Raw genomic sequence first — 23,956 nt, 5'->3', positions numbered from 1 at the left:
CCTGCTCAACTTCGCCAACCAGAACGGCATCACGGGCGCTTATAATGCGGCGACCGGCGTGCTGACGCTGAGCGGGCCGGCGACCGTCGCGCAATATCAGACGGCGCTGGATACGGTGACATTCACGACCAGCAGCGCCAACGCCGCCTCGCGTGTCGTGAGCTGGCAGGTCAGCGACGGAACGCAAAGCTCCGTCGCCGTAACCAGCACGGTGGCGTTCGGCAGCGGCGGCCAGACCTATACTTTGACGACAGCGACAGACACGATCAGCGCCGGCGCCGGCAATGACACGATCACAGCGCCATCGCCTAACACGCTGACTTCGGCCGACAGCGTCGATGGCGGCGCCGGTTCGAATACATTGGTGTTGCAGGGGACCGGCTCTTACAATCTCCCATCGACGCTCAGCAATATCCAGACTCTCTCCGTTCCCGGCGTCGCTGGCGGAACGACAAGCGTCAGTCTGTCGAGCAGCCTCGACAATCTCGCAATCAAGATCGGCCAGGGCGTTCAGAACGAGACTTTCAGCGTGGACGCCTCTGGCTCTGGCAATGACACTTTCGTGCTGACGCCAAATTTCGGGCAACTGACAATCGCCAATTTCGCTGATTCAGGAATCTATGCCGACATCGTGCAATTTAATTCATCGATGTTCAGCTACCTCACGCCGTCGACGATGACGCAGGCGCAGCAAGCGCAGGCTGTTCTCAGTCACGCCACGCAATCAGGGGGAAATGTTTCCATCACCGACAGCCTGGGCGATCGCATGACGATTGGCGGGACCGACATTGCGACATTGTCCGCCAATTTGGGAGACTTCAAGTTCGTTTGAGAACGATGTTCGCGAGGGCCAGAGCCTTGGCGCGCGGTCAATCGGGCAGAGCGAAGACCGTCAGTACGCCGCCGAGCGAGGTATATTCGCTCAGCGCGGCATAGCCGCCGACCGCGCCGGCGCCGTCATGCGGGTCGGTCAGGCCCGCCGCGAGGCCGATGCCGGCCCAGCCGCCGACGCCCGACAGGACGGCGACATATTGTCGGCCCTTGTGCGCATAGGTCATGACATTGCCGATAATGCCGGACGGCGTCTTGAACTTGTAGAGAAGCTTGCCCGTCCGCGCGTCAACGGCCTTCAGATAGCCTTCGAGCGTGCCGTAAAAGACGACATCGCCCGCCGTGGCGAGGGCGCCCGACCAGACCGAGAATTGCTCGGGATTGGACCAGGCGATCCCGCCCTTCGCGGCGTCCCAGGCGATGAAAGCGCCAGTGTTTTTCTCGCCGGGCGGCGGATAGAGCGAGAGCGTCGCGCCGACATAGGGCAGGCCCGGCTCATAATGGACACGAAACGGCTCGTAATCCATGCAGACATGGTTGGTCGGCACGTAGAACAGGCCGGTTCGGGGCGAAAAGGCAGAGGGCTGCTCGTCCTTGCTTCCGAGCGAGGCGGGGCAGACGCCCTTGGTGACGGAGTCCTCGCCATTGGCCTCGGTCGAATATTGTTTCACGAGTTGCGGCCGGCCGTAATTCGGACTGGACTTGTCCATCTCGATTTTGGTCGCCCAATTGACGGAGGGATCGTATTTCTCCGCGAGCAAGAGTTCGCCGGTCACGCGGTCGAGCGTATAGGCGAAGCCATTGCGGTCGAAATGGACCAGCAGCTTGCGCTGCTTGCCGTCGAACGCCTGGTCGACCAGCTGCATTTCATTGACGCCGTCATAATCCCATTCGTCATGCGGGGTCATCTGATAGACCCATTTCGCCATGCCGGTGTCGGGGCTGCGGGCGAAAATGCTCATCGACCATTTATTGTCGCCGGGGCGCTGCGACGGGTTCCAGGTCGAGGGATTGCCGGTTCCATAATAGATCAGGTCGGCTTCAGGATCATAGGACGTCCAGCCCCAGGCGCAGCCGCCGCCCATCTTCCACTGGTCGCCTTGCCAGCTTTTCAGGCTCGAGTCTGGCCCGATCGGCTTGCCGAGCTGGGTGGTATTTGCCGGATCGACCAGCATCGACTCGTCCGGGCCCGTCGCATAAGCGCGCCAGACCAGCGCGCCGCTGTTCATGTCATAGGCGGACATGTGGCAGCGAATACCGAATTCGCCGCCGGAAATGCCGACGATGATCTTGTCCTTGACCGGCAGGACGGTTGCGGTCGCCGTCTCGCCCTTGGCCGGGTCGCCATTGAGCGCGCTCCAGATCGGTTTGCCGGTGCGCGCATCCAACGCCACCAGTTTGGTGTCGGCCTGGTTCAGGAAGATCTTGCCGTCGGCAAAAGCAAGGCCGCGATTTACCGTGTCGCAGCACATGACCGGAACGACATTGGCGTCCTGCTTCGGCTCGTATTTCCAGAGAATCCTGCCGTCGTTGTTCAGGTCCAGCGCATAAACGACATTGGGGAAAGGCGTCACGAGATACATGACGTCGCCCACAACCAGCGGCCCGCCTTCATGCCCGCGCAGCACGCCGGTTGAGAAGGACCACGCGGGCCGCAATTGCCCGACATTGCCGGAATTGATCTGGTCGAGCGCGGAATAGCGGTTGTTGGCGAAATCGCCCGCTTGAATGGTCCAGTCGCCGGTCTTTCCAGTCTCCGCCATGCTGGCGGATGATGCGAGCGCGGAGATCGCGAAGAGCCAGAAGCGGAAATTCCTCACTGCTTTTCTCCTGTTGCGCCAGGGACGCGAATTAGCCGCGCAGGATGAGTCGATCTACACTGTTTCGGCGCGACGAAAAAGTTCGGCGCATGACGGGTCCGCGCCCCGCTCCGGAGAGGCGCGCCCGAGCCGTTGCGACCTTGCCGGGGCGTCGCTTGCAGGGCAATGTCGCGGGGGCGCCGGGGCGTCATGGATCGGGTCGCGAGGGCTGCGAAGTGAAACGTCTTCCCATCGTCTATTTCTCCGATGTGCTCTGCGTCTGGGCCTTTTTTGCCGAACTTCGCCTCGCGGAAGTTCGCCGCGCCTTTGGCGAGCAGGTGGAATTCGAATATCGCTTCTGTCCGGTCTTCGGCGATGTCCCGGGCAAGATCGACTCCGTCTGGCGGGACAGGGGCGGCTATGACGGCTTTGGCGATCATGTCCAGCATGCGGCGCAGGCGTTCCCGGAGGTGGCTCTGCATCCAAATCTTTGGCGAAACGTCCGGCCCGCTTCGTCGGCGTCGCCCCACCTATTTCTCAAGGCTGTTCAGCTCGCCGAGACGGAGGGGAAATGCGCGGAGGGAACATTCGAGTGCGCCCTCGTGCTCATGCGGGAGGCCTTCTTCATTCGCGGGTTTGATATCGCGCGCCGGGAGGTCCAGCGCGGCGTCGGCGCGGAGGCAGGGGCGGATGGCGCCCATGTCCTGGGCTATCTGGAGGACGGCCGCGCCCATGCGGCGCTGTCCGCCGATTACAAACACGCGGAGACCCTGGGCGTCAAAGGCAGTCCGACGATGATCTTGAACGAGGGACGCCAGAAGCTGTTCGGCAATGTTGGCTACCGGATCATCGAAGCAAACATCCAGGAGCTTTTGCGCGATCCCAATCCCGACCGGGCAAGCTGGTGCTGAGCCTGCGGCGGCGGCCGCCGTTTTTCTGATCCATTCGCCGCCGATTTTCTCCTTCCGGTTTCTTCTGTTAGGCTTGCCTCAAAGCAAGGGGGCGGGCGAATTTTCGACCCGCGAACCCCAAAGGGGAGGGGCCTCTATATGCCCAGCAAAGATATCCTGGAGGGAGTCCAGAAATTCGTCCATCCTTACCGGGTCACATCTGGCAAGGGCTTCCGCTTGCAGGACTTCGATCCAGGAGACACGGGCGGACTCACGATGGACAAGCATGCGGCCGCCGACCTGCTGGCGCGGGGCAGCGAATGGCTGGCGATGGAGCAGGACATGCTCTACGCACAGGATCGCTGGTCGCTGCTGCTGATCTTCCAGGCCATGGACGCCGCAGGCAAGGACGGCACGATCAAGCACGTCATGTCGCGCGTCAATCCGCAGGGTTGTGAAGTTCATTCCTTCAAGCAGCCCTCGGCGGAAGAACTGGCGCATGATTTCCTGTGGCGCTATGCCAAGAGGGCGCCGGCGCGCGGGCGCATCGGGATCTTCAACCGCTCATATTACGAAGAAGTCCTCGTCGTTCGCGTGCATCAAGAACTGCTGAAACTGCAGAAATTGCCGGCGAAACATGTCGGCAAGGACATCTGGGACGAGCGGCTCGCCGACATCGCCCAGTTCGAGGACTATCTATCCCGGCAAGGCGTAATCGTTCTCAAATTCTTTCTGAACCTGTCGAAGAAGGAGCAGAAGAAGCGCTTCATGAAGCGCCTCGACGACAAGGACAGGAACTGGAAATTCTCCGCCTCGGACGTTCGGGAGCGGCGCTATTGGGACGATTACCAGAGCGCCTTCGAACAGGCGATCCGCGCCACCGCCACGCCGCGCGCGCCATGGCATATCGTGCCCGCCGACCATAAATGGTTCTCGCGTCTGGTCGTCGCCTCCGCGATCGTCGAGGCGGTCGAAGGTCTCGACCTCGCCTATCCCAAGGTCGACGCGGCGATGAAAAAGGAGCTGGCCGCCGCGCGCGTCGAGCTTGAGGGCGAGCCGTAAAGGTCCTCGCTGTTTCGCTCACAAAATGAGGAATGGAGAGGCGCGCAAATGTCGACGGCGATTACGGTTCTCGGCGGAATAGGTCTTTTCCTGCTCGGCATGACGATCATGACGGATGGCCTCAAGGGCCTCGCCGGCTCGTCGCTGCGCACGGTTCTCGGCAAGGCCGCCGCGACGCCGCTCTCGGGCGCGTTCTGGGGCGCCATCGTCACGCTGATCGTCCAATCGTCGAGCGCGACGACCATGACGACGATTGGACTGGTGAGCGCGGGCTTGCTGACCTTTCCGCAAGGACTCGGGCTGGTGTTCGGCGCCAATGTCGGCACCACCGGCACCGGCTGGCTGGTGGCGCTGATCGGCGTCCGCGTTTCCCTGTCGTCCTACGCCTTGCCGCTGATCTTCATCGGCGCCTTGACCAAGCTGATGGCGAGCGGACGCGTCGCAGCGGCCGGCGTTTCGCTCGCGGGCTTCGCGCTCGTCCTTTATGGCCTGACCACCCTGCAGCAGGGCATGGGCGGCGTCGCCGAGCAGCTTCACCCGTCGGACCTGCCGGCCGTGATCGGCGCGCCGGGCGTCGGTCTGCTTTCCGGTTGGCTGGGCCTCTTGTCGCTGGTCGTCGCCGGCGTGATCATGACAGCCGTCATGCAGTCCTCGACGGCGGCCATCGCCGTCACCCTTTCGGCCTTCCATGCCGGCGCGGTGGGCCTGGACCAGGGCTGCGCGCTGATCATCGGGCAGAACATCGGGACCGCTACAAGTTCGGCCATGGCGGCGATTGGCGCCAGCACGACCGCGAAGCGGCTGGCGCTCGCCTATATCCTGTTCAAGCTCATTGCCGCCGTGATCGCGCTGGCGCTGTTTCCGCTCACCATTCCCCTGATCCTGGGCGCGTCTGGCGCCGTGGACGGCGTCACCCTGCTGGCCGCCTATCACACCGCCTATAATGTCGTCGGCGTCGCGGTGCTGATGCCGCTCATCGACCGTTTCACCCGCTTCGTCGAGCGCCTGCTGCCCGAGACGCGCTCGCCGCTCACGCGCGGTCTCGACCCGGCGGCGCTGGACAATCCTGTGGTCGCCGTCGAAGCCGTCCGGCGGACCATCGCGCTTGCGATCCAGAACTTATGCCCGGCGATTGAGGCCGCCGTCTCCGGGGACGGCAAACCCGCGCCGGGGCTCGCCGTCCCGGAATCAGCGGATGTGTTGCGGAAGGCGCGGGAATTCCTGTCGGACGTCAGCGGCCCGCCCGATTCCGACCGCGAGGAGTTCCGCCTGACGAGCACGCTGCACGCGCTCGACCATATTTCCCGGCTTGCCGAAGTGGCGGGCGAAGCGCCGTCCTTCCTGGCGGCGACGAATGGTCCGGACGAGGCGCGCGCCGCCGCGCTTTGCGCCGAGGCCATGCGCGCCGCCGTCGCGGCCGTGAGCGACATCGCGCGTGAAGCCGCGCTCAGCGACGCCGCCGCGCCCATCGACTGCCTGGAGACGCCCAACGCGGGTACGGCGCTTGCCCGGTTGGAAGAATGCGCCACGCAGCTTGGCGATCTGCAACGCGCCCATCGCAGCCCGACATTAGGCAGGGTCGGAACACGGGAAATCACCGCCGATCAGGCCATGGCCCGGATCGAGACGGTTCGCCGTCTCGAAGCGTTGACGCGTCACGCCTGGCGCGGCTCCGCCCATCTTCTCGGCCATTTCGAGACGGCCGAAATGCGCTAGCCGGGGCCGGCGCTGATCCCTTCCTGTCCCGTCTCGATGGCGACCACCGCCGCCCGCAGCGGCGCCGACGAGCGAATGATGGCCTTCTCCGCCTCCACGACGAGGAAGAACAGCGCGCCGCCGAGCAGGAGCCAGGGCCACGCCCAAAGCGGAACCGCTTCATTGCCGAACATCGCCTGCAGCGGCGGCGCATAGGTGAAGAGAAGCTGCAGGACGACGACCGCGAGAACGCCATGGGGCAGGAAGCGATTGCCCATATGGGCTTTGAGCGACAGCGACGAATCGATCAGATAGCGGCTGTTCAGCAGGTAGAACACTTGTCCGATGGTGATCGCATTGACGGCGACGGTGCGGGCGAGCGCGTCCGAGGCGCCATAGGCCTTCATCTCGAAAAAGGCCGCCAGCGTATAGGCGAGCAAGGCGAGGCCGATGAAGATGATGCGCCACAGGCCGAAGCCGGTCACGATGGATCTGTCGACCGCGCGCGGCGGCCGCTGCATCACATCGGCCTCATGAGGTTCGAACGAGATCACCAGGCCGAGCGCGACGGAAGTCACCATATTGACCCAGAGCACCTGCGGCGCGGTGATCGGCAAGGTGAAGCCGAGGAGAATCGCCACGGCGATGACCAGAGCCTGCGCGACATTGGTCGGCAGCAGGAACAGCATGGCCTTTTCGATATTGTTGTAGACCGTGCGGCCTTCCTTCACCGCAGCGCCGATGGAAGCGAAATTGTCGTCGGCGAGGATCATGCCGGCGGCCTCCTTGGTCACTTCCGTGCCCTTGATGCCCATGGCGACGCCAATATCGGCTTTTTTCAGCGCGGGCGCGTCGTTCACGCCGTCGCCGGTCATCGCCACGATCTGGCCATTGGCCTGGATCGCCTTGACCAGCCGCAGCTTGTGCTCCGGGCTGGCGCGGGCGAAGACATCGACGTCGCGGACGCAGTCGCGCAGCGCCGTATTGTCCATAGCCTCGACTTCCACGCCTGAAACCGCTGTCTTGCCGTCGCCGATGCCGAGCATTTTGGCGATGGCGGCGGCGGTGATCTTGTGGTCGCCGGTGATCATGGTGACGCGAATGCCGCCGCCATGGCATTCCTTCACCGCCTCAATGGCTTCCTTGCGCGGCGGGTCCATCAGACCGACGAGGCCAAGCAGCACCAAAGTCTTCGGCAGGTCGGCGGGCGCAAGGCTTCCGGCGGCGAGGCCCGGATTTTCCAGCCAGGCGAGGCCCAGCACCCGCTCGCCTTGCGCCGCGAGCCGGTCGGATTCCGCCGCGAAACGGTCGCGATCCAGCGGCGCCGTCGCCTCGCTCGCCAATTGCTGGCGGTCGCAATGTTCGAGGATCACCTCCGGCGCGCCCTTGACCAGAAAGATCTCCTTGCCATCCGCCGCGCGATGCAGGGTCGCCATGAATTTATGTTCGGACTCGAAGGGGATGGCGTCGATGCGCGGGAAAGCCGACAGCTCCGCCTGCCGATCCATGCCGAGCTTGGTCGCGAAAGGATAAAGCGCGCCCTCGGTCGGGTCGCCCTCGACCTTCCAGGCCCCGCCGTCCTCGAATAATTCGGCGTCATTGCAAAGCATGGAGACTCGGCCCATCAGCGCGAGCACGGGCGTGGCGCCGGCGGCCTTGCCATCCTGCCGGACCTCACCTTCCGGCGCGTAGCCGTCGCCGGTGACCTCAAAAGCAGATTCCGCCGTGACGGCGGAAGTCACCATCATCTCCATCAGGGTCAGCGTGCCGGTCTTGTCGGAGCAGATGCGCGACACGGAGCCCAAAGTCTCGACAGCAGGCAGCCGCCGGATGATGGCGTGGCGCTGCGCCATGCGCTGCACGCCGATGGCCAGCGTGATGGTGATGAGCGCGGGCAGGCCTTCCGGGATGAGCGACACGGCGATGCCCACGACGGCTTGGAACAGCTCGACGAATGTCATGTGGCCGAGCCAATGGCCGTAGGAAAAAATCACGATGCTGAGCACGCCGATCACGGCGGTGATCTTGTAGCCGAATTGCTTGATCTGCCGCAGCAGCGGGGTCTCCAGCGGGCTGACATTGGCGAGCAGCTGGTTGATGCGGCCAAGCTCGGTCTCGCTGCCGGTCGCGACCACGAGGCCGGTGGCGCGGCCGGACACGACCATTGTGCCGGAGAAGGCCATGTTCTCGCGGTCGCCGACGGTCGCTTTTTCCGAAACGGGCGCGGTCGCCTTTTCCGCCGGCACGGATTCCCCGGTCAGCGCGGCTTCCTCGGTGCGCAGGTTCTTGACCTCCAGCAAGCGGAGATCGGCGGGAATGCGGTCGCCGGATTCCAGCAGCACGATGTCGCCGGGAACCAGCTGCTCGGCGGCGATCATGCGCGTTTCGCCCCCTCGCAGGGTTCGCGCTTCGGCGGAGAGCATGTTGCGGATCGAATCCAGCGCCTTTTCGGCCCGGCCTTCCTGAATGAAGCCGAGCAGGCCATTGAGGATGACCACCGCGAAAATGATGCTGGCGTCGACCCAGAGGCTGAGCATCAGCTTGGTGAAGCCGGCCGCCAGCAGCACATAGACGAGGATATTGTTGAACTGGCCGAGGAACCTGACGAGTGGCCCCTGCTTCTTGCCCTCGGGCAGGCGGTTCGGCCCGAATGTCCGCAGGCGGCTCGCGGCTTCGGCGGCGTCGAGGCCATTTTGCGCGTCGGTCCCGAGCCGGTGGACGGCGTCGTCGACGGAAATGGCGTGCCAAGCCTCATGCAAAGCCGCATGCAAAGGCTCTTGGCCGGCGGCGAGGATGTTCTCTCCCATAGGCGCTCACCCTTATGTCTGGGCCAGTCGGGCCGGCGTTTCGCCAGCCGGAGGGAGAGGCTAGACCGTTCCAGCCGTATGGACAACATGGCCGCAAGGCGGCCCGTCACACGGCGTCCCTGCTTCTCTCCTCCAGCACAAGCGCGCCGCCGCGTCGGGCAAAATGGCGAAACTGCGCGATCGTAAATATGTAAATTGAATAGTGTATAATAAATGCGTATTCATCAGATGTGGCGCCGCGATTGCATCGCGCCGGGCTGCGCCTCTGACCGTCGTGGCCGGCGCAAAACGACGCCAACAACCCGGGAGTCTGATTATGGGCGCCAATATTTTTCGCCGCGCGGCGCGCATTGGCGTCATCACCGCCGAATCCGGCGCCGAGAAGCAGGCCTTGTTGAAGCAATTCGCCGACCGCAGGCGCGGCGAGGGGCTTCGCGTCGTCGGCGTCGTCGAACTCGCGGCGCCTGACGCGCATTCGGATTGCGGCGCGCTAGACCTGCTGGATCTCGCCACCGGGACGCGCATCGCGATTTCGCAGAACCTCGGCCCGGGCTCGACGGCCTGCAATCTCGATCCGGGCGGCGTCGCCATGGCCTGCGCCGCCGCGCAGCGCGCGATCGAAGCCGGCGCTGATCTCGTCGTCCTCAGCAAGTTCGGCAAGCTGGAGGCGGCGAATGGCGGCCTCCGCGACGCATTCGCCGCCGCCATGGCCGCCGAGACGCCCGCGCTGACGACGCTGAAACCCACCATGCGCGACGAATGGGCCAATTTCGCCGGCCCCTTGTTCGATGAGCTGCCGCCGGAGCTCGACGCGCTCGAAAACTGGTGGCGCGGCCTGGCGCGGAAGCGTTCGGCCGCCTGACGCATTTCGGAATTCTTCTGGAGACGCTGATGTTTGCGCGCCTGTTTGCTCTCATCCTGACATTGCTGGCCGTTTTCGCTCCCGGTCTGGCGACACGGGCCGAAGCCCGCGAAATCACCGACATGGCGGGGCGGAAAATCATCGTGCCTGACAAGATCACACGGGCGCATTCCGCGTCCTACCCGCTAACCCTTCTGTTCTATGTGCTCGCGCCGGACCTGCTTGTCGCGGTCAATAATGCGCCGAACGAAAAGCAGATGGCCTTTCTGCCGCCGGAAATCGCCAAGCTGCCGGCGTTGGGCGGAATGCCCGGCCACGGTCCGGGGATGAATCCGGAAGAAGTCCTCGCGCTTCACCCCAATCTGGTCATCGCGTGGCTGGAGCCGATGGGCGAGCATGGCGAAACCGATCGGCTCTACGGCCGCACCGGTCTGCCGGTCGCATATGTGCGGCTCAATTCCATCGCGGATTATCCTGACGCCCTGAAGTTTCTCGGCGAGTTGCTCGACCGGCGTGAGCGCGCGGCGGCCCTGGCGACCTATATTTCCTCGGCGCTGGAGCGGGTGCGAAAGGCCGTGGCCGCCGTGCCGGCAGAGAAGAGATTGCGCTATTATTACGCCGAGGGGCCCGACGGTCTGGCGACCGAATGCGCAAATTCGTTCCATGTCGAGGCGATGCGGCTCGCGGGCGGCGAAAATATCGACCAGTGCCAGCAATCCTCCCATGTCGGGCTGGAGCGGATCAGCCTCGAGCAGGTCATTGTCGGCAAGCCGTCGCTGATCCTCGCGCTCGATCCGCATTACAGGGAGCTGGCGCGCAGCGCGCCGGAATGGCGCAATGTCGAGGCGGTCGCGAAGGACCGCATCGTGGCGGTTCCGCGCCTTCCCTTCAATTGGCTCGACCGGCCTCCGAGCTTCATGCAGGCTTTGGGCGTGCAATGGCTCGCGAACCTTTTCTATCCCGGGCAATTTCCCATCGACATCAGGGCAGAAACGAAGAAATTCTATCAGCTCTTTTTCCATGTCGATCTGAAGGACGAGGATGTCGAACGCATCCTGCATTGAGGCGAGGCCGCCGTGGCGGCGCCGGGCGCCGGGCGCCCTGCCGCTGCTCGCCGTTGTGCTCGTTCTTTCAGCGGCGGGCGCGATGACCCTTGGCCGCTATCCCTTGTCGTTGGGCGATTTGCTCGCCTTCTTCGGCGCCCGGCTGCATCTGGTTTCGCTTGCGCCGGAGCGTGACGATCTGCTGCGCAATCTTATTCTCGAAATCCGCGCGCCTCGCGTCATCGCCGCCGCGAGCATCGGCGCGGCGCTCAGCGTCGCGGGCGCGGCCTTTCAGTCTGTTTTTCGCAATCCGCTGGCCTCGCCCGGACTGCTCGGCGCTCTCGGCGGCTCCTGTTTCGGCGCGGCGCTCGCCTTATTGCTGGGTCTGTCCTGGGCGGCGGTGCAAGGATTGTCCTTCATCGGCGGGCTGGCGGCGGTGGCGCTCGGCGTGGGCGTCGCCAACGCCTTTGGCGCCGCCTCCATGATCACCCTCGTCCTCGGCGGCATGATCTCCGGCGCCTTTTTCACCGCCTTGCTCTCGGCGCTGAAATATATGGCCGATCCCTATGACCAGTTACCGACCATTGTTTACTGGCTGATGGGCAGCCTTACCGGGATTTCGCTCTCGCAGGCCTTGACGGCGGCGCCGGCGATGCTGGCGGGCATTGCCGCGCTGCTCGCGCTGGCGCGGCCGATGGATGCGCTGGCCATGGGCGAGGACGAGGCACGCTCGCTCGGCGTGCCGGTGGGCTTGGTGCGTTATGGCGCGATCGCGGCGGCGACCTTCATTACCGCGCTCGCTGTTTCGCTCGCGGGCATGATCGGCTGGATCGGGCTGTTCGCGCCGCATTTCGCGCGGCTTGTGGTCGGGCCGCGCAATGCGCTCCTGCTGCCCGCTTCGGCTCTGGTCGGCGCGATTTTTCTCATCGGCGCCGATTGTCTGGCGCGCTCCCTCGTCAAGGGCGAAATCCCGATCGGAATTGTCACCGAGCTGCTCGGCATCCCCGCCTTCTTGCTGGTTTTGCGTCGCAGCCGGAGAAGTTGGACATGAGCGGCCCCGCGCTGGTTGGCGTCGATCTCGCCTTCGACCGTGACGCGCGAACAGTCCTCGACGGCGCCTCGCTCGCGGTTGGCGCTGGAGAAGTCGTCGCGCTGCTTGGCGCCAATGGCTCGGGAAAGACGACCTTGCTGCGTCTGCTGATGGGTTTCCTGCGGCCGGCGCGGGGCAGGGTGTTTCTCGACGGAATGGCGCTTGAATCGCTCGGCCGCCGCGCCATCGCGCAGAAAATCGCCTATGTCGCGCAAATTCCCGCCGCGCCCTTTCCCTATCTCGTCCGCGATGTGGTGGCGCTCGGACAGCTGCCCCGGTCGGGCTGGTTTGGCGCGGCTCGGGGAACGACTCGGGCGGCGGACGCGGAAAGCGTCGACGAGGTGATGGAGCGTCTGAAAATCTCGCATCTGGTGGACCGGCCCTACACGGAAATTTCCGGAGGCGAGCGCCAGCTTGCCCTGATCGGCCGCGCCCTGGCGCAGGGCGCGGAGATCCTCGTGCTCGACGAGCCGATGACCGGGCTGGATTATGGCGCGCAATTGCGCCTGATGGCGCTGCTGCGCGCGCTCGCCGCCGAGGGGCGGGGCGTCGTCATGAGTACGCACCATCCCGAACACGCCCATTGGGCCTGCGACCGCGTGGCCCTGCTCGAACAGGGGCGGATCGGCGCGGAAGGGCCGCCGGACCAGGTCCTGACGACAGCGGCCATCGAGAGGCTTTATGGCGTGAAGGTCGAGGCGATCAAAACCGATGCGGGGCGAAAAGCCTTCGCCCCGCTCAATTTGGGTTAGAACATCGCTTAGAACATGACTCGGCCCGAGACGGTCACCTGCCAGGATTCGCCGAGCTGCGGGCCGTTCAGGTTCTGGTAGATCGGGCCGCCGGCCTCGACCGAAATCGAGGATTTCGGATAGCCCCACAACCCGCCGCCGATTTCGAGGCCACCGAGCAGGCGCACTTTCTGGCCGCCGTAATAGAGCGGATTGGCGTTCTGCGAGAGGCCGTAAATCTGTGCGTCCGAGCCGTGAATGCGGTCTTGCGTGCTGCCGACGACATGCAGCGTCGTGGTGATATTGGGGAACAGGGTATAGCCGCCCCAGCCGTGGAATTCGCTGAGGGCGCCCCAGCGATAGCCTTCGGAATTATTGTCGATCGGATAGACGCCGCGATAGGCGAGGCCCCAGGACCAGCGGCCGAGATGGCCGCTATAAGCGAGGCTCGGCACGAGACTGACCGAGCCGGAGCCCGTCTCCATGCCGTAAGGCGCGCGCATGAACATATAGACCGCCATTGGGCTGAGCATGGTGATCTGGCGGGTGATCGAGCCGGTCGGCAAGGTGAGGTTGAGGCCGGCGACCACGCTGTTCATGGCGTCGTGATAGACGCGGTAATTCAGGCCGACCATGGAATCGCCAAGGCCGTCGGTCGTCCCCGAGCTGGTTCCCAGCACGGTCGATCCCATCATGCCCTTGAATGTGGTCATGCTCATGCTTTTCACGACATAGCTGGTCATGGCCATGATCGTGAGATTTTCCGTCACGCCATACATGGCGTTGAACATGTGCATCTGCACATCCATGGAATCCGGCACGATGCGCAGCATCGTCGGCATGGTCGTCATCTTGCCATTCATCATCATGGAATGGGTCTGCCCCGAGGGGACGGTGGTCGCGATTTCGGAAGCCGAAACCTTGGACCTGCCGATATAATTGCCGCTCATGTTCATGAAGGTTGGCGTATAGCCAAGCATGAACTGACCGGCGCCGGCCACGGTCGTCCAGTTCAGCGAGGCTGGCGGCGGAGGCCCCATGTCGGTTGCGTCCATGCCGGCGCCATGATTCGCGCCATGCTCCATCGCGGCATGGTTCATGGACGCCATCATTGGCGGATCGTCCGAAGCCTTCGCCATCGGCGATGACAGCAGCACGCCAAGCGCGAGGGGCGTCGCCAGGATCTTGAACGGCATGTTCGAATAGTTCTGGAAAGGAGTCATGGAAATATACCTGCATTGCATATTGATACGCGCGCGACGGGCGCGGACCGGGCCGCTGATTGCGGTACGCCGTTCATTTCAGCCAGATACAGCCGCATGCACGAGACATTTACGGATGAAAGCTCTGTGAGCCGTGCAGATCAATAGGGCGGAAATCGAAAAATAAAATGCCGGCACAATACCAAAACAGAGAGATAAATTTACAACAGGTAATACGATTACATAATTAGCATTTTGCTCTGTTCCTGGCCCCGGCGCCGCCCGGTTGGGCGCCGGGCGAAAAACTGCGATAGGAGCGGGCCAAAAAAACGCGCCGGCCGGGCGCCCAGAGGGGTCGAATGGCCGCGCGGCGCGCAATCGACGGCGTGGCCCTTATCCGCGCGCCCCGGTTCGCGAAGCCTCGGGGACCGATTTTCTTTTCGCGTCCGCCGATATCGCCGAAAAATCCATCTTTTTGTTTGACATAATTGACTAGTTTTATAGACTAAATGAATAATTTTTTGGAGCCAGTCGGAGCGCCGCCTCATGGACCGGATTGATCGTCACATTCTCAAGATACTTCAGGAAAACGCCGCCGCGACGGTCGCCGAGATCGCCGACAAGGTCGGTCTGTCGCAAACGCCATGCTGGAAGCGGATTCAGAAGCTCGAAGCGACCGGCGTGCTGCAGAAGCGGGTCGCCATTGTCTCGCCGCAGAAAGTGGGCATAGGTCTCACGGTCCATATCGCGATCCAGGCGGGCGACCATTCGTCGGACACGCTTGAGAATTTCGTGCGGGCCGTGTCCGCCATGCCGGAAGTGATGGAATTCAGCCGTCTGGCCGGCGAGGTGGACTATGTCTTGCGCGTCGTAGCGCCGAATATTTCGGCCTATGACGCCTTCTACAAGCGCCTGACCGCGATTGCGCCCCTGCGTAGCGTGTCCTCGCATTTCGTGCTGCAGCAGATCAAGTCGACGACGGCCTTGCCGCTCGATCTCGCCGTCAGCGAGGATGAGGAGGAAGGAAATTTTAGGTCCGCCGCCCGCTCCCCACGCGAAGCGAGCCGGCGCGCGCTCGGCCTCCATCCGATCTGACGCGCAGGTCTCCAGCGCGCAGGTTCTGCAAAAAAGCCCCGATCCAGCCAGACTGGGTCGGGGCTTTTTTTGCGTGACCTATTTAAGTGGAGCTTCAGGCGCCGCGCGGGCCAGCGCCGGGCGTGATGAGGGGCTTCGCCGGCGGCGCTGGATCAAGCGGCTGGGCCTGATAGGCGGTGACGCAGGACCAGGCGAGGCCAACGAGAAAGGCAAGGCCCGCAAGCAGCGCGAGAAGGCGCCGCGCGGGCGAAAGGGCCTCGAAGGCATGCTGCGTATGGGCGATTTCAAAAGCCATTGATCGAACCTCGCGCCATAAGACGCCTTTTCGACCATTATAGCATGATATAGTTGATAGAAAAGATAGAATAACAAAAGGCCCGGGAGACGTTTCCCGCGTCTTCCGTTTTGCGCATTCAGATTGCGTATTCGGGCGGAAAATCGCTATGGGCGCGGCGGGCGGCGAACCAGACTTTTTCGCCACGCTGGAGCTTCAGGTCGTGATAGGCTTGCGCCGTCAGCTCGACGTCGACGCGGTTCTTGTCGTCGCTTTCCAGCTCAATCTTCACCACTGGGCCGCCAAAGCCGATATGCGCGACGACGGCCGTCTGCGCGGCGTCGGGCCTGTCGCCGTCAGACGTGCGGAAAATCGCGATGTCATGCGGCCGAACCAAGGCGCCGGCGCCCGAGCGGCCGTGAAACACGTTGTAATTGCCGAGAAATTTGAAAACAAATTCGTTGGCCGGATTTTCATAGACCTCCTGCGGCGAGGCGAATTGCTCGATCCTGCCATTGCCCATCACCGCCACGCGGTCGGAGACTTCCAGCGCCTCTTCCTGATCATGGGTGACGAAAATCGTCGTGACATGGATGGTGTCATGCAGATGGCGCAGCCAGCTGCGCAATTCGCGCCGGACGGTGGCGTCGAGCGCGCCGAAAGGCTCGTCGAGCAGCAGCACGCGCGGCTCGACCGCGAGAGCGCGCGCAAGGGCGACGCGCTGGCGCTGGCCGCCCGAAAGTTGCGAGGGATAGCGCTGCGCGAAACTGCTGAGCTGGATCAGCTCCAGCAGCGATTGCACCTTCTCCTTGATCTGCGCCTCGGTCGGGCGATTGCGGCGCGGCTTGGCGCGCAGCCCGAAGGCGATGTTCTCGAACACGCTCAGATGCTTGAACAGGGCGTAGCTCTGGAAGACGAAGCCGATTCCGCGCCTGCCGAGATCGACGTCGGAGACGTCCTCGCCGTCGAACACCACGGCGCCCGAGCCGCGGTCGGCCTCCTCGATGCCGGCGATGATGCGCAGCAGCGTCGTCTTGCCCGAACCCGACGGCCCGAGCAGCGAAACGAGTTCGCCTGAATTGATCTTCAGGTCGATGTTGCGGAGCACCGGGGACGCGCCGTAACTCTTGGAGATGTTTTTCACTTCGATGGTCATGGCTGCAAAGCTCCTTAATTCGTCCGTTCGGCGTCGCGCGCCGCTTTCCATTCGACGACGCTCTTGGCGACGAGCGTAATGACGGCGACGAAAGCCAGCACGGAGGCGACAGTGAAGGCGGCCTGGTTGTTGTATTCGTTCCAGAGTTTTTCGATGCGCAGCGGCATGGTGTCGTTGACGTCGATATGGCCGGAGACCACGGAAACGGCGCCGAATTCACCGAAGGCGCGGGCCAGGCAAAGGATCACGCCATAGAGCAGCGCCCATTTCACATTTGGCAAGGTGATCTTGAAGAAGGTTCTCCAGCCGGAAGCGCCAAGCGAGAGCGCGGCCAGCTCCTCGTCGGTTCCCTGGTTTTCCATCAGGGGCGTCAGCGAGCGCGCCACGAAGGGGAAAGTCACGAAAATCGTGGCGAGAACGATGGCGAGCGGCGTGAAGATGACGCCGGTATGCGTCCGGCCGAAGGCGAGCGGCCAGACTCCGTTCTCGAACCCGACCCAATGTAGCGAGAACGGGTCCGGCCAGACGAGTTGCGTCGCCCAGGGCCCCAGAATGCCGTTGCGGCCAAGAAGCAGGACGAAGACCAGACCCGCGACCACGGGCGAGACCGAGAAAGGCAGGTCGATCAATGCGGTGAGCAGAGCGCGGCCGCGAAAATTGAACTTCGTCGTCGCCCAGGCGGCGGCGAGGCCGAAGATGATGTTCAGCGGCAGCACCACGGCCGCGACCGCGACGGTCAGGCCGATCGAGCTCCAGGTGCGCGCGGCTTGCGCGGCGCCTTCGGCGAGGCGGCGCTTCTGGCTGAAGGTCAGTGTGGCGTCGTCGGGCGGCTGCGGCGGGAAGAACACCGACCAATAGCCTTCAAAACCCTTGGAAAACGCCTGGTTGAAGACATTGATGAGCGGAACGAGGACGAAAATCGTGAGGAAGACGACGGTGATCGTGATCAGGACGCGCCGCGCGAGGACGCTTTCCGTCGCGACGGCGCGCTTCGACCCGATGCTGATCGGGGCTCTTGCGGTGATGGCTCCGGCCATTGGGGCGCCTTTCCTTGAAGAATGTCAGGCCGCGCGTTCATGGCGGCGGGCATATTGCTCCACACCATTGATCGCGAGCAGGATGAGAAGGGAAATCGAGAGCAGCACGACGCCGATGGCCGCCGCCGCCGCATATTGGAAATCGTCGAGCTTGGTGACGATTTGCAGCGGCGCGATCTGGGATTTGCCCGGAATATTCGAGGCGATGAAAATGACCGAGCCATATTCGCCAATGCCCCGCGCGAAGGCGAGGGCGAAGCCCGAGATCCAGGCCGGGAACAGCTCCGGGAAAATCACGCGACGAAAAATCGTGAAACGGCCGGCGCCGAGGCTCCGCGCGGCGGTTTCATATTCGGGATCCCATTCGATGAGCACCGGCTGGACGGTACGCACCACGAAGGGCAGGCCGACGAAGACGAGCACCAGCACGATGCCGGTCGTGCCGCCCGTGAAGGGAAAGGTCAGCCAGTCGAGCGCGGTCGGCTCGAGCGGCGCGCCGAGACCGAGCAGGCCGGCGAGGCCATTGACGCCCGTGACGAGACGCGGGCCGAGTCCGCCGATCCAGCCGTCCTTGAGATAGAGGCTGGCATAGGTCAGGCCCGCGACGGCGGTCGGCAAGGCGAAGGGAAAATCGATCAGCGCGTCGAAGAAGCGGCCACCGGGAAATTGATAGCGCACCAGAGCCCAGGCGACGATGAGGCCGAAGACGCCATTGATCAGGGCCGCGAGGAACGAGGCGGTGAAGGTGAGCTGATAGGACGCGAGCACGATCGGATCGGTGGTGACGGCCCAGAATTGCGCGAAGCTCATCTCCGTCGTCTTGAGAACCAGAGCCGCCAGCGGAATCAGCACGAGCGCGGAAAGATAGAACAGCGAATAGCCCAGGGTCAGCGAAAAGCCCGGGATGACGCGCGAGGGAGATCCAGCCATGAAAAATACCGGGGTTGGGCGCGCGCCGCTTTGATAATGCGGCGCGCGCGGGTTTTGCTTATTTCGCGGGCTTGTAGATCTGGTCGAACGTGCCGCCGTCGGCGAAGAAGGTCGTCTGCGCCTTCACCCAGCCGCCGAAGGTTTCGTCGATGGTGAAGAAGGGGATGTTCGGCAGTTCGGCGCTATATTTCTTGAGCGCGTCGAGATTGCGCGGACGATAATGCAGCTGGCCGGCAAGGTCCTGGGCCTCGGGCGAGTAGAGGCCCTTCAGATAGGCCTCGGCGACGGCGCGCGTGCCGCGCTGGTCGACGACCTTGTCCACCACGGCGACCGGCGGCTCGGTGAGGATGCTGGTCGAGGGATAGACAATGTCGAATTTTTCCGGGCCGAATTCATCGCGCGCGAGCCAAAGCTCGTTCTCCCAGTTCAGCAACACGTCGCCGAGCTGCTTCTGCGCGAAGGAGACGGTCGAACCGCGCGCGCCGGCGTCGAGCACGGGCACATGGTTGTTGAAGAGATCGGCGATCTGCGCCTGGACCTCGGCGTTCTGATAGACGGGGAAATCCTTGGCGGCGGCGGAGGCGGCGGTCGCTTCGGCCTGGCCCTGGGCTGTTGAGAAATCATGCGTCTTGGCGTTGGCCAGGGCGCCCCAGAGCGCAAGATAAACCCAGCGCGCGCCGCCGCTGGTCTTCGGATTGGCGGTGATGACCTGGACGCCCGGCTTCCACAGATCCTTCCAGTCCTTGATGCCCTTCGGATTGCCCTTGCGGACGAGGAAAGCGATGGTCGAGGTATAGGGCGAGGCGTTGTTGGGGAGCTTCTTCTCCCAGCCGGGGTTGATCAGGCCGGCGCGTTCGATGGCGGTGATGTCCCAGCCGAGCGCCAGCGTCACGACGTCGGCATTGAGGCCGTCGATGACCGAGCGCGCCTGTTTGCCGGAGCCGCCGTGGGACTGCTCAAGGGTGAGAATGTTTCCCGTGTCTTTTTTGTATTTGGCGGCGAAAAGCTCATTGTACTGGGTATAGAGCTCGCGTGTGGGGTCGTAGGAGACGTTGAGCAGCCGCACGTCGGCCGCCGCCGCGGTCGAGCCCGCGCCGAGCAGGCTGACAAGGCCCAGAGTGGCGCCGAGCGTCAGGAACTTTCGTTTCAACATCAAAATGGCCTTTCGTGACAGTCGCGGGATCCGGCCTCGGCGGGCGGGAGTGCGAGGAAACTGTACCAGAAAATTATTTTAATTCTATAAAATTTGTCAACTGATATCTCGGACGGCTTTTCTCTCTGGCTGGAATTTGGGCGGGAGCGGCTTAGGGCTGTTCGGGAGCGCAAGCTTTGCCGCCGCTTGCGCAAAAAAGATTGGTCGCGGAGCAAACAGAGTCTATGTCGTCCTCGCCGCGCGGCCGTGAGCGCGGCCGCGCCTTGGGAGCGGGAAGGGCCGGAGATCGCGAAGCCGTGGTTCGCCGGTCCCTGAAATTAGGACGTCAATGGTTTTCAGTTCGCCTATCTTCGTGTTTCTATTCCTGCCCCTGACGGGGCTGCTCTATTTCGTCGCGCCGCGACGGGCCAGAAACACGATCCTGCTGCTGGCGAGCCTTGTGTTCTACGCCTGGGGCGAGCAGCTTTTCGTTTTCGTGATGCTGGCCTCCATCGTCGTCAACTGGCTGTTCGGGCTGCTGCTCGAGCGGTTTCGCGGGCCGTCCGCGGCGCGGCTCGCGGTCGCCGGCGCCGTCGTCGTGAATATCGGCCTGCTGGGCTTCTATAAATATTCCGGCTTCTTCGCCGCGCAGTACAATCTGGCGGCGGGCGCGTTGGGCCTGCGGGAGCTGCATTTCGATGCGCCGCATCTGCCGCTCGGCATTTCCTTTTTCACCTTCCACGCGCTGTCCTACGTGATCGACATCTACCGCCGCGACGCCCAGGCGCAGCGCAACCCGATTGATTTCGCACTCTATATTTCCTTCTTTCCGCAGCTGATCGCGGGACCGATCGTGCGCTATCACGACATTTGCGACCAGCTGACGGGCCGCAAGGAGCGCTTCGATCTGGCGGTTTCCGGGGTCGAGCGCATCATCGCCGGCTTCGGCAAAAAAATGATCCTCGCCAATCCGCTCGGCGAAGTGGCCGACCGCATCTTCGCCCTGCCGTCAGACCAATTGGGCGCGAGCGCGGCCTGGCTCGGGATCGCGGCCTATACACTGCAAATCTATCTCGATTTCTCGGGCTATTCCGACATGGCGATCGGTCTCGCGCGCGTGTTCGGATTCAATTTTCTGGAGAATTTCGACTATCCCTATCGCTCGCGCTCCATTCAGGAGTTCTGGCGGCGCTGGCATATCTCACTCTCGAACTGGTTCCGCGACTATCTCTACATCCCGCTCGGCGGCAATCGCGTCTCGGAAGGGCGGGTCTGGCTTAATCTCGTCATCGTCTTTCTGATTTGCGGCTTCTGGCATGGCGCCAACTGGACCTTTGTCGTCTGGGGCGCGCTGCATGGGTTCTTCCTCGTGCTGGAGCGGGCGGGGCTTGGCGCTGTTCTGGCGAGTCTGCCGGCGCTGGCTGGCCGCCTCTACGCCATGGCGGTGGTCGTGCTGGCCTGGGTGTTCTTTCGCGCCAATGATCTCGCCGGCGCCCGCAATTATCTGAGCGCGCTCGCCGGACGCGGCGGCTCGGGCGAGGGCGGCTTGGGCGAGGGCGTTCTGCCGGCGGCCGAAATGATCGACGCGCAAGTCCTAATCGCCTTGATCATGGGCGCCGTGGTCTCGGCGGGCGCCTTCACCCGGCTCACGGCGGATTGGCGCCTGCGCGCGGATCAGTCGCGCGGCGTGATCCACCCGGGGATCGACAGCTTGCGGATCGGCGCGGAGGGCTCCGCCGTGCTGGCGATCCGTCTCGCGGTTCTGGTCGCGATCGCTGTGCTGGCCTGCGCGCGCATGGCCTCGGGCACCTATAATCCCTTCATCTATTTCCGGTTCTGAGGGCGCGACATGACCGACAGCCGCATGACTGCCGCCAATCTTTACGGGACGCTCCTGCTGGGCTTTTTCGCCGTCGCCACGTCGCTCGGCGGCGTGCTGACCTTCGTCGGCAATCCAGACCCGATGGCCAATGAGAAGCGCCGCCTCGCGCAGTTGGAAATCCCGCGCAGCCTCGCGCAATGGGAGCAGTTCCCCAAGCGTTTCGACGCTTTTTTCGGCGACAATTTTGGCTTCCGCCAGGCCTTGATCCGGCTGGATTCGAAGATATCGCTGGCCCTGCTCGGGCGTTCGTCCAGCGACCGCGTGGTCGTCGGCAAGAATAACTGGCTTTATTTTGCCGGTGAGCATTCGATCGAGCTTTACCAGAACGCCCTGCCGCTCAGCGATAGCGATCTGGAGCTGATGAAGCAGCGCATCGCCGGACGGCGCGACCGGCTCGCGGCGAAGGGCATTGGCTATGAATTCGCCGTCGCGCCGGACAAGCACACGATCTATCCCGAATTCATGCCCGCGCGCTTCCTGCGCAAGCAGAAGCCGTCGCAATATTCCCAAACCATGGAGATGGCGAAGGCGGCGAAATTGCCGGTGGTGGATCTGCGTCCCGGCCTCCTTGCCGCCAAGCCGCTGGGCCAGCTTTATCTTCGTGACGACACCCATTGGAACGATCTCGGCGTCTCCACCGCGCTGCCGTCTATTTTCGATGCGATGCGGCCCAAATTCGACATAGCGGCGCCAAAACTGTCGCCGGATGATTTCGAGGTGAAGACCGTCAAGACGGGCGACCTCGCTGAAATGGCCTTGATCGACCGGCGTGAGACGGCCCCCGTCCTGAAGGACGCAGCGCTGCCGTGCCGCTATGAGGTGACGGAAAAGAACTGGGATTCGGAGGGCCGCCGGCTCTTTACTCGCACGCATTGTCCCGACAGAAGCGGGAAATTACTTTTCATCCACGATTCCTTCGGCCCGGCGGTTCTTCCGCGCCTTGCGGCGGAATTCGGCGACATGGTCGCACTCTGGGCGCGACCGACCGATGAGCAGTTCGACGCCCTGGTGGCGAAGGAAAAGCCCGATTTTGTGCTGGAGGAACGGGCCGAGCGTTATCTCTCGACCCATCCGTGATCCGTTACAAACCCCGCGCCCAGGCTGGCCGCAAGGGAGCGGCTTCGGGCGCCGCGATGGCGGCGCGCAAGTCCTGCAACAGGCGCGGCTTGTCAACGCCGAGCGTCCCTCGCAGCACGAGCCAGTTTGAGGCGTGGTCGCTGCGGAACACCGTGCGTTTCAGCTCAAGCGTCGAGAGCAGGATTTCCATTTCCTGCATCAGCCCCAGCACGCTGAGCGGCTCCCATTCGGGGAAATTCTCGCGCAATCGGGTTTCGCCCTGCGGGAAACTCACGACGAGGGTCGCGAGAAACTCCGGTTGGGCCTCATTCATCAGCCGCGCAGAATTGAGCGCATGCTGTTGCGAGAGAATTTCGCCGCCGAGGCCGTTGAGGATCATGACCGAGCGTTTGATCCCCGCCTGTTGCAGCTTTTGCAGCGCGTCCAGCGTCGAGGCGTAGGTTTCGCCCTTGTTGATTTTGGCGAGCACATCGTCGTCGCCGGATTCCGCGCCGACATAGACCAGCGAAAGGCCAAGGTCGGCCAGTTCGCGTAATTCGCCAGCGGATTTCTTGCGCAGATTGCGCGGCAGGCAATAGCTGGACACCCGGCGTACGCCGGGCAGGTCGCGGCGGATCGCCTCCAGCACATTCGCAAGGCGGCGCGTCGAGAGCGTCATGGCGTCGCCATCCGCCAGAAAGATGCGTTTCACGCCGTCGCCGAGCTGGTCGCCGCAGCGTTTGATGCTGTCGAGCACTTCCGCCTCGTCGCGCGGGCGAAAATGCTTCTGCGGCGCCGTGTACATTTCGCAAAACGTGCAGCGGTTCCAGGAACAGCCGTCCGTGACAGGCAGGATCAGCGAATCCGCCTCGCTCGGCGGGCGATAGACAGGCTCGACATAATGGATGGGAAGGGCGGGCATAAGGGCGTCCGATGACGGAAGGGGTCTTGCCGGAGCTTAACGCAAGGCGAGACCGAGCCGAAGCCTTTTGGCTGTGGCCTGGATGTATGCGCCGCCGATCGAAATGCCGAAATGGCGCCGGCGTTCTGTCTAAAAATTAGGCTGTACGCTGCGAAATTGCACAAATCTGCTTCATTAGAGCTCCAGCTTCACTGTTTTTTAATGGTTTTCCAGGCTTCGCGCGGTGGCACGGAGTTTGATTTAAGGATGTTGGCCGGGCTGCGCCCAGCCGGCGTATTCGCTTGCGATTGCGTCGTCCAAGGCGGAAATCGGGGAACATCAGATGAAAATCGTGATGGCTGTTATCAAGCCGTTCAAGCTGGACGAGGTTCGCGATGCGCTGACCGCGGTTGGCGTTCACGGCCTGACTGTGACGGAAGTCAAGGGCTATGGCCGCCAGAAGGGCCATACGGAGATTTAT

General features: G+C 63.3%; 21 protein-coding genes. 12 read left to right on the top strand and 9 right to left on the bottom strand.

Annotation, left to right across the window (positions count from 1 at the left end):
• Positions 1 to 832 (top strand): hypothetical protein (locus QZ409_RS02675; RefSeq protein WP_296706836.1); only part of this gene is annotated, 832 nt, incomplete at its 5' end.
• A gap of 37 nt (positions 833 to 869) precedes the next feature.
• On the opposite strand, the gene QZ409_RS02670 is transcribed toward QZ409_RS02675, so the two are convergent.
• Positions 870 to 2,621, bottom strand: a complete 1,752-nt coding sequence (locus QZ409_RS02670) for a methanol/ethanol family PQQ-dependent dehydrogenase (RefSeq protein ID WP_296706841.1) — start codon at positions 2,619 to 2,621, stop codon at positions 870 to 872.
• 245 nt (positions 2,622 to 2,866) lie between these two features.
• Here QZ409_RS02670 and QZ409_RS02665 point away from each other — a divergent pair, with 245 nt between their 5' ends.
• The 3 genes from QZ409_RS02665 (at position 2,867) to QZ409_RS02655 (ending at position 6,298) form a co-directional block, all read left to right on the top strand.
• Complete coding sequence (locus QZ409_RS02665) at positions 2,867 to 3,541, top strand: DsbA family protein (protein ID WP_296706834.1); 675 nt, start codon at positions 2,867 to 2,869, stop codon at positions 3,539 to 3,541.
• A gap of 138 nt (positions 3,542 to 3,679) precedes the next feature.
• Positions 3,680 to 4,582, top strand: coding sequence for a polyphosphate kinase 2 family protein (locus tag QZ409_RS02660; protein WP_296706833.1), 903 nt, complete (start codon positions 3,680 to 3,682; stop codon positions 4,580 to 4,582).
• Between the two features lie 48 nt (positions 4,583 to 4,630).
• Positions 4,631 to 6,298: a Na/Pi symporter gene (locus tag QZ409_RS02655; RefSeq protein ID WP_296706831.1), complete on the top strand. Its 1,668-nt coding sequence runs from the start codon at positions 4,631 to 4,633 to the stop codon at positions 6,296 to 6,298.
• Here QZ409_RS02655 and QZ409_RS02650 read toward each other — a convergent pair.
• The gene (locus QZ409_RS02650) at positions 6,295 to 9,084 is read right to left on the bottom strand and encodes an HAD-IC family P-type ATPase (RefSeq protein WP_296706828.1); all 2,790 of its coding nucleotides are present in this window, start codon (positions 9,082 to 9,084) and stop codon (positions 6,295 to 6,297) included. The two genes, QZ409_RS02655 and QZ409_RS02650, sit on opposite strands and share 4 nt — an antisense overlap.
• A gap of 316 nt (positions 9,085 to 9,400) precedes the next feature.
• Here QZ409_RS02650 and QZ409_RS02645 point away from each other — a divergent pair, with 316 nt between their 5' ends.
• From QZ409_RS02645 to QZ409_RS02630, 4 genes are read left to right on the top strand one after another with little or no spacing between them, the layout of a single operon-like run.
• The gene (locus tag QZ409_RS02645) at positions 9,401 to 9,946 is read left to right on the top strand and encodes a DUF2478 domain-containing protein (RefSeq protein ID WP_296706826.1); all 546 of its coding nucleotides are present in this window, start codon (positions 9,401 to 9,403) and stop codon (positions 9,944 to 9,946) included.
• 29 nt (positions 9,947 to 9,975) lie between these two features.
• Positions 9,976 to 11,010 carry an ABC transporter substrate-binding protein gene (locus QZ409_RS02640; RefSeq protein ID WP_296706823.1) on the top strand — a complete coding sequence of 345 codons (1,035 nt, stop codon included), beginning with the start codon at positions 9,976 to 9,978 and terminating at the stop codon, positions 11,008 to 11,010.
• Entirely contained in the window at positions 10,988 to 12,040 is a 1,053-nt protein-coding gene (locus tag QZ409_RS02635) for an iron ABC transporter permease (protein WP_296706821.1), read from the top strand. Before QZ409_RS02640 ends, QZ409_RS02635 begins: the two co-directional genes overlap by 23 nt.
• On the top strand, positions 12,037 to 12,831 hold the full coding sequence (locus QZ409_RS02630; RefSeq protein ID WP_296706818.1) for an ABC transporter ATP-binding protein: 795 nt from the start codon (positions 12,037 to 12,039) through the stop codon (positions 12,829 to 12,831). The genes QZ409_RS02635 and QZ409_RS02630 overlap by 4 nt, the downstream gene beginning before the upstream one ends.
• A gap of 8 nt (positions 12,832 to 12,839) precedes the next feature.
• Here QZ409_RS02630 and QZ409_RS02625 read toward each other — a convergent pair whose 3' ends face one another.
• The gene (locus QZ409_RS02625) at positions 12,840 to 14,033 is read right to left on the bottom strand and encodes a hypothetical protein (RefSeq protein WP_296706816.1); all 1,194 of its coding nucleotides are present in this window, start codon (positions 14,031 to 14,033) and stop codon (positions 12,840 to 12,842) included.
• 525 nt (positions 14,034 to 14,558) lie between these two features.
• Here QZ409_RS02625 and QZ409_RS02620 point away from each other — a divergent pair.
• Positions 14,559 to 15,107, top strand: coding sequence for an Lrp/AsnC family transcriptional regulator (locus QZ409_RS02620; protein ID WP_296706815.1), 549 nt, complete (start codon positions 14,559 to 14,561; stop codon positions 15,105 to 15,107).
• 94 nt (positions 15,108 to 15,201) lie between these two features.
• Here the strand turns inward: QZ409_RS02620 and QZ409_RS02615 are convergent, their stop codons facing one another.
• From QZ409_RS02615 to QZ409_RS02595, 5 genes are all read right to left on the bottom strand, one after another.
• Positions 15,202 to 15,402, bottom strand: a complete 201-nt coding sequence (locus tag QZ409_RS02615; RefSeq protein WP_296706813.1) for a hypothetical protein — start codon at positions 15,400 to 15,402, stop codon at positions 15,202 to 15,204.
• Positions 15,403 to 15,520: 118 nt separating this feature from the next.
• Positions 15,521 to 16,537 (bottom strand): sulfate ABC transporter ATP-binding protein, encoded by a 1,017-nt coding sequence (locus QZ409_RS02610; protein ID WP_296706811.1) that lies wholly within the window; start codon positions 16,535 to 16,537, stop codon positions 15,521 to 15,523.
• Between the two features lie 14 nt (positions 16,538 to 16,551).
• Entirely contained in the window at positions 16,552 to 17,574 is a 1,023-nt protein-coding gene (locus tag QZ409_RS02605) for an ABC transporter permease subunit (RefSeq protein ID WP_296706809.1), read from the bottom strand.
• 24 nt (positions 17,575 to 17,598) lie between these two features.
• Complete coding sequence (locus QZ409_RS02600; protein ID WP_296706807.1) at positions 17,599 to 18,504, bottom strand: ABC transporter permease subunit; 906 nt, start codon at positions 18,502 to 18,504, stop codon at positions 17,599 to 17,601.
• A 58-nt stretch (positions 18,505 to 18,562) separates the two neighbouring features.
• Positions 18,563 to 19,657, bottom strand: a complete 1,095-nt coding sequence (locus tag QZ409_RS02595) for a sulfate ABC transporter substrate-binding protein (protein ID WP_296706804.1) — start codon at positions 19,655 to 19,657, stop codon at positions 18,563 to 18,565.
• Between the two features lie 328 nt (positions 19,658 to 19,985).
• Here QZ409_RS02595 and QZ409_RS02590 point away from each other — a divergent pair, with 328 nt between their 5' ends.
• Together QZ409_RS02590 and QZ409_RS02585 are read left to right on the top strand one after the other, a co-directional pair.
• On the top strand, positions 19,986 to 21,476 hold the full coding sequence (locus QZ409_RS02590) for an MBOAT family protein (protein ID WP_296706802.1): 1,491 nt from the start codon (positions 19,986 to 19,988) through the stop codon (positions 21,474 to 21,476).
• Between the two features lie 9 nt (positions 21,477 to 21,485).
• A complete protein-coding gene (locus tag QZ409_RS02585; RefSeq protein WP_296706799.1) occupies positions 21,486 to 22,595 on the top strand; it encodes an alginate O-acetyltransferase in 1,110 nt (369 codons plus the stop codon).
• A gap of 4 nt (positions 22,596 to 22,599) precedes the next feature.
• Here the strand turns inward: QZ409_RS02585 and QZ409_RS02580 are convergent, their stop codons facing one another.
• A complete protein-coding gene (locus QZ409_RS02580) occupies positions 22,600 to 23,496 on the bottom strand; it encodes a radical SAM protein (RefSeq protein WP_296706797.1) in 897 nt (298 codons plus the stop codon).
• 322 nt (positions 23,497 to 23,818) lie between these two features.
• Between QZ409_RS02580 and QZ409_RS02575 the strand changes: the two genes are divergently transcribed.
• Positions 23,819 to 23,956 (top strand): P-II family nitrogen regulator (locus QZ409_RS02575; RefSeq protein WP_296706839.1); only part of this gene is annotated, 138 nt, incomplete at its 3' end.

The sequence above is a fragment of the Rhodoblastus sp. genome, assembly GCF_019449565.1.
Lineage (GTDB): Bacteria > Pseudomonadota > Alphaproteobacteria > Rhizobiales > Beijerinckiaceae > Rhodoblastus.
Note: the sequence above shows the minus strand (reverse complement) of the source record. Positions and strands in the feature narration are given on the sequence as shown.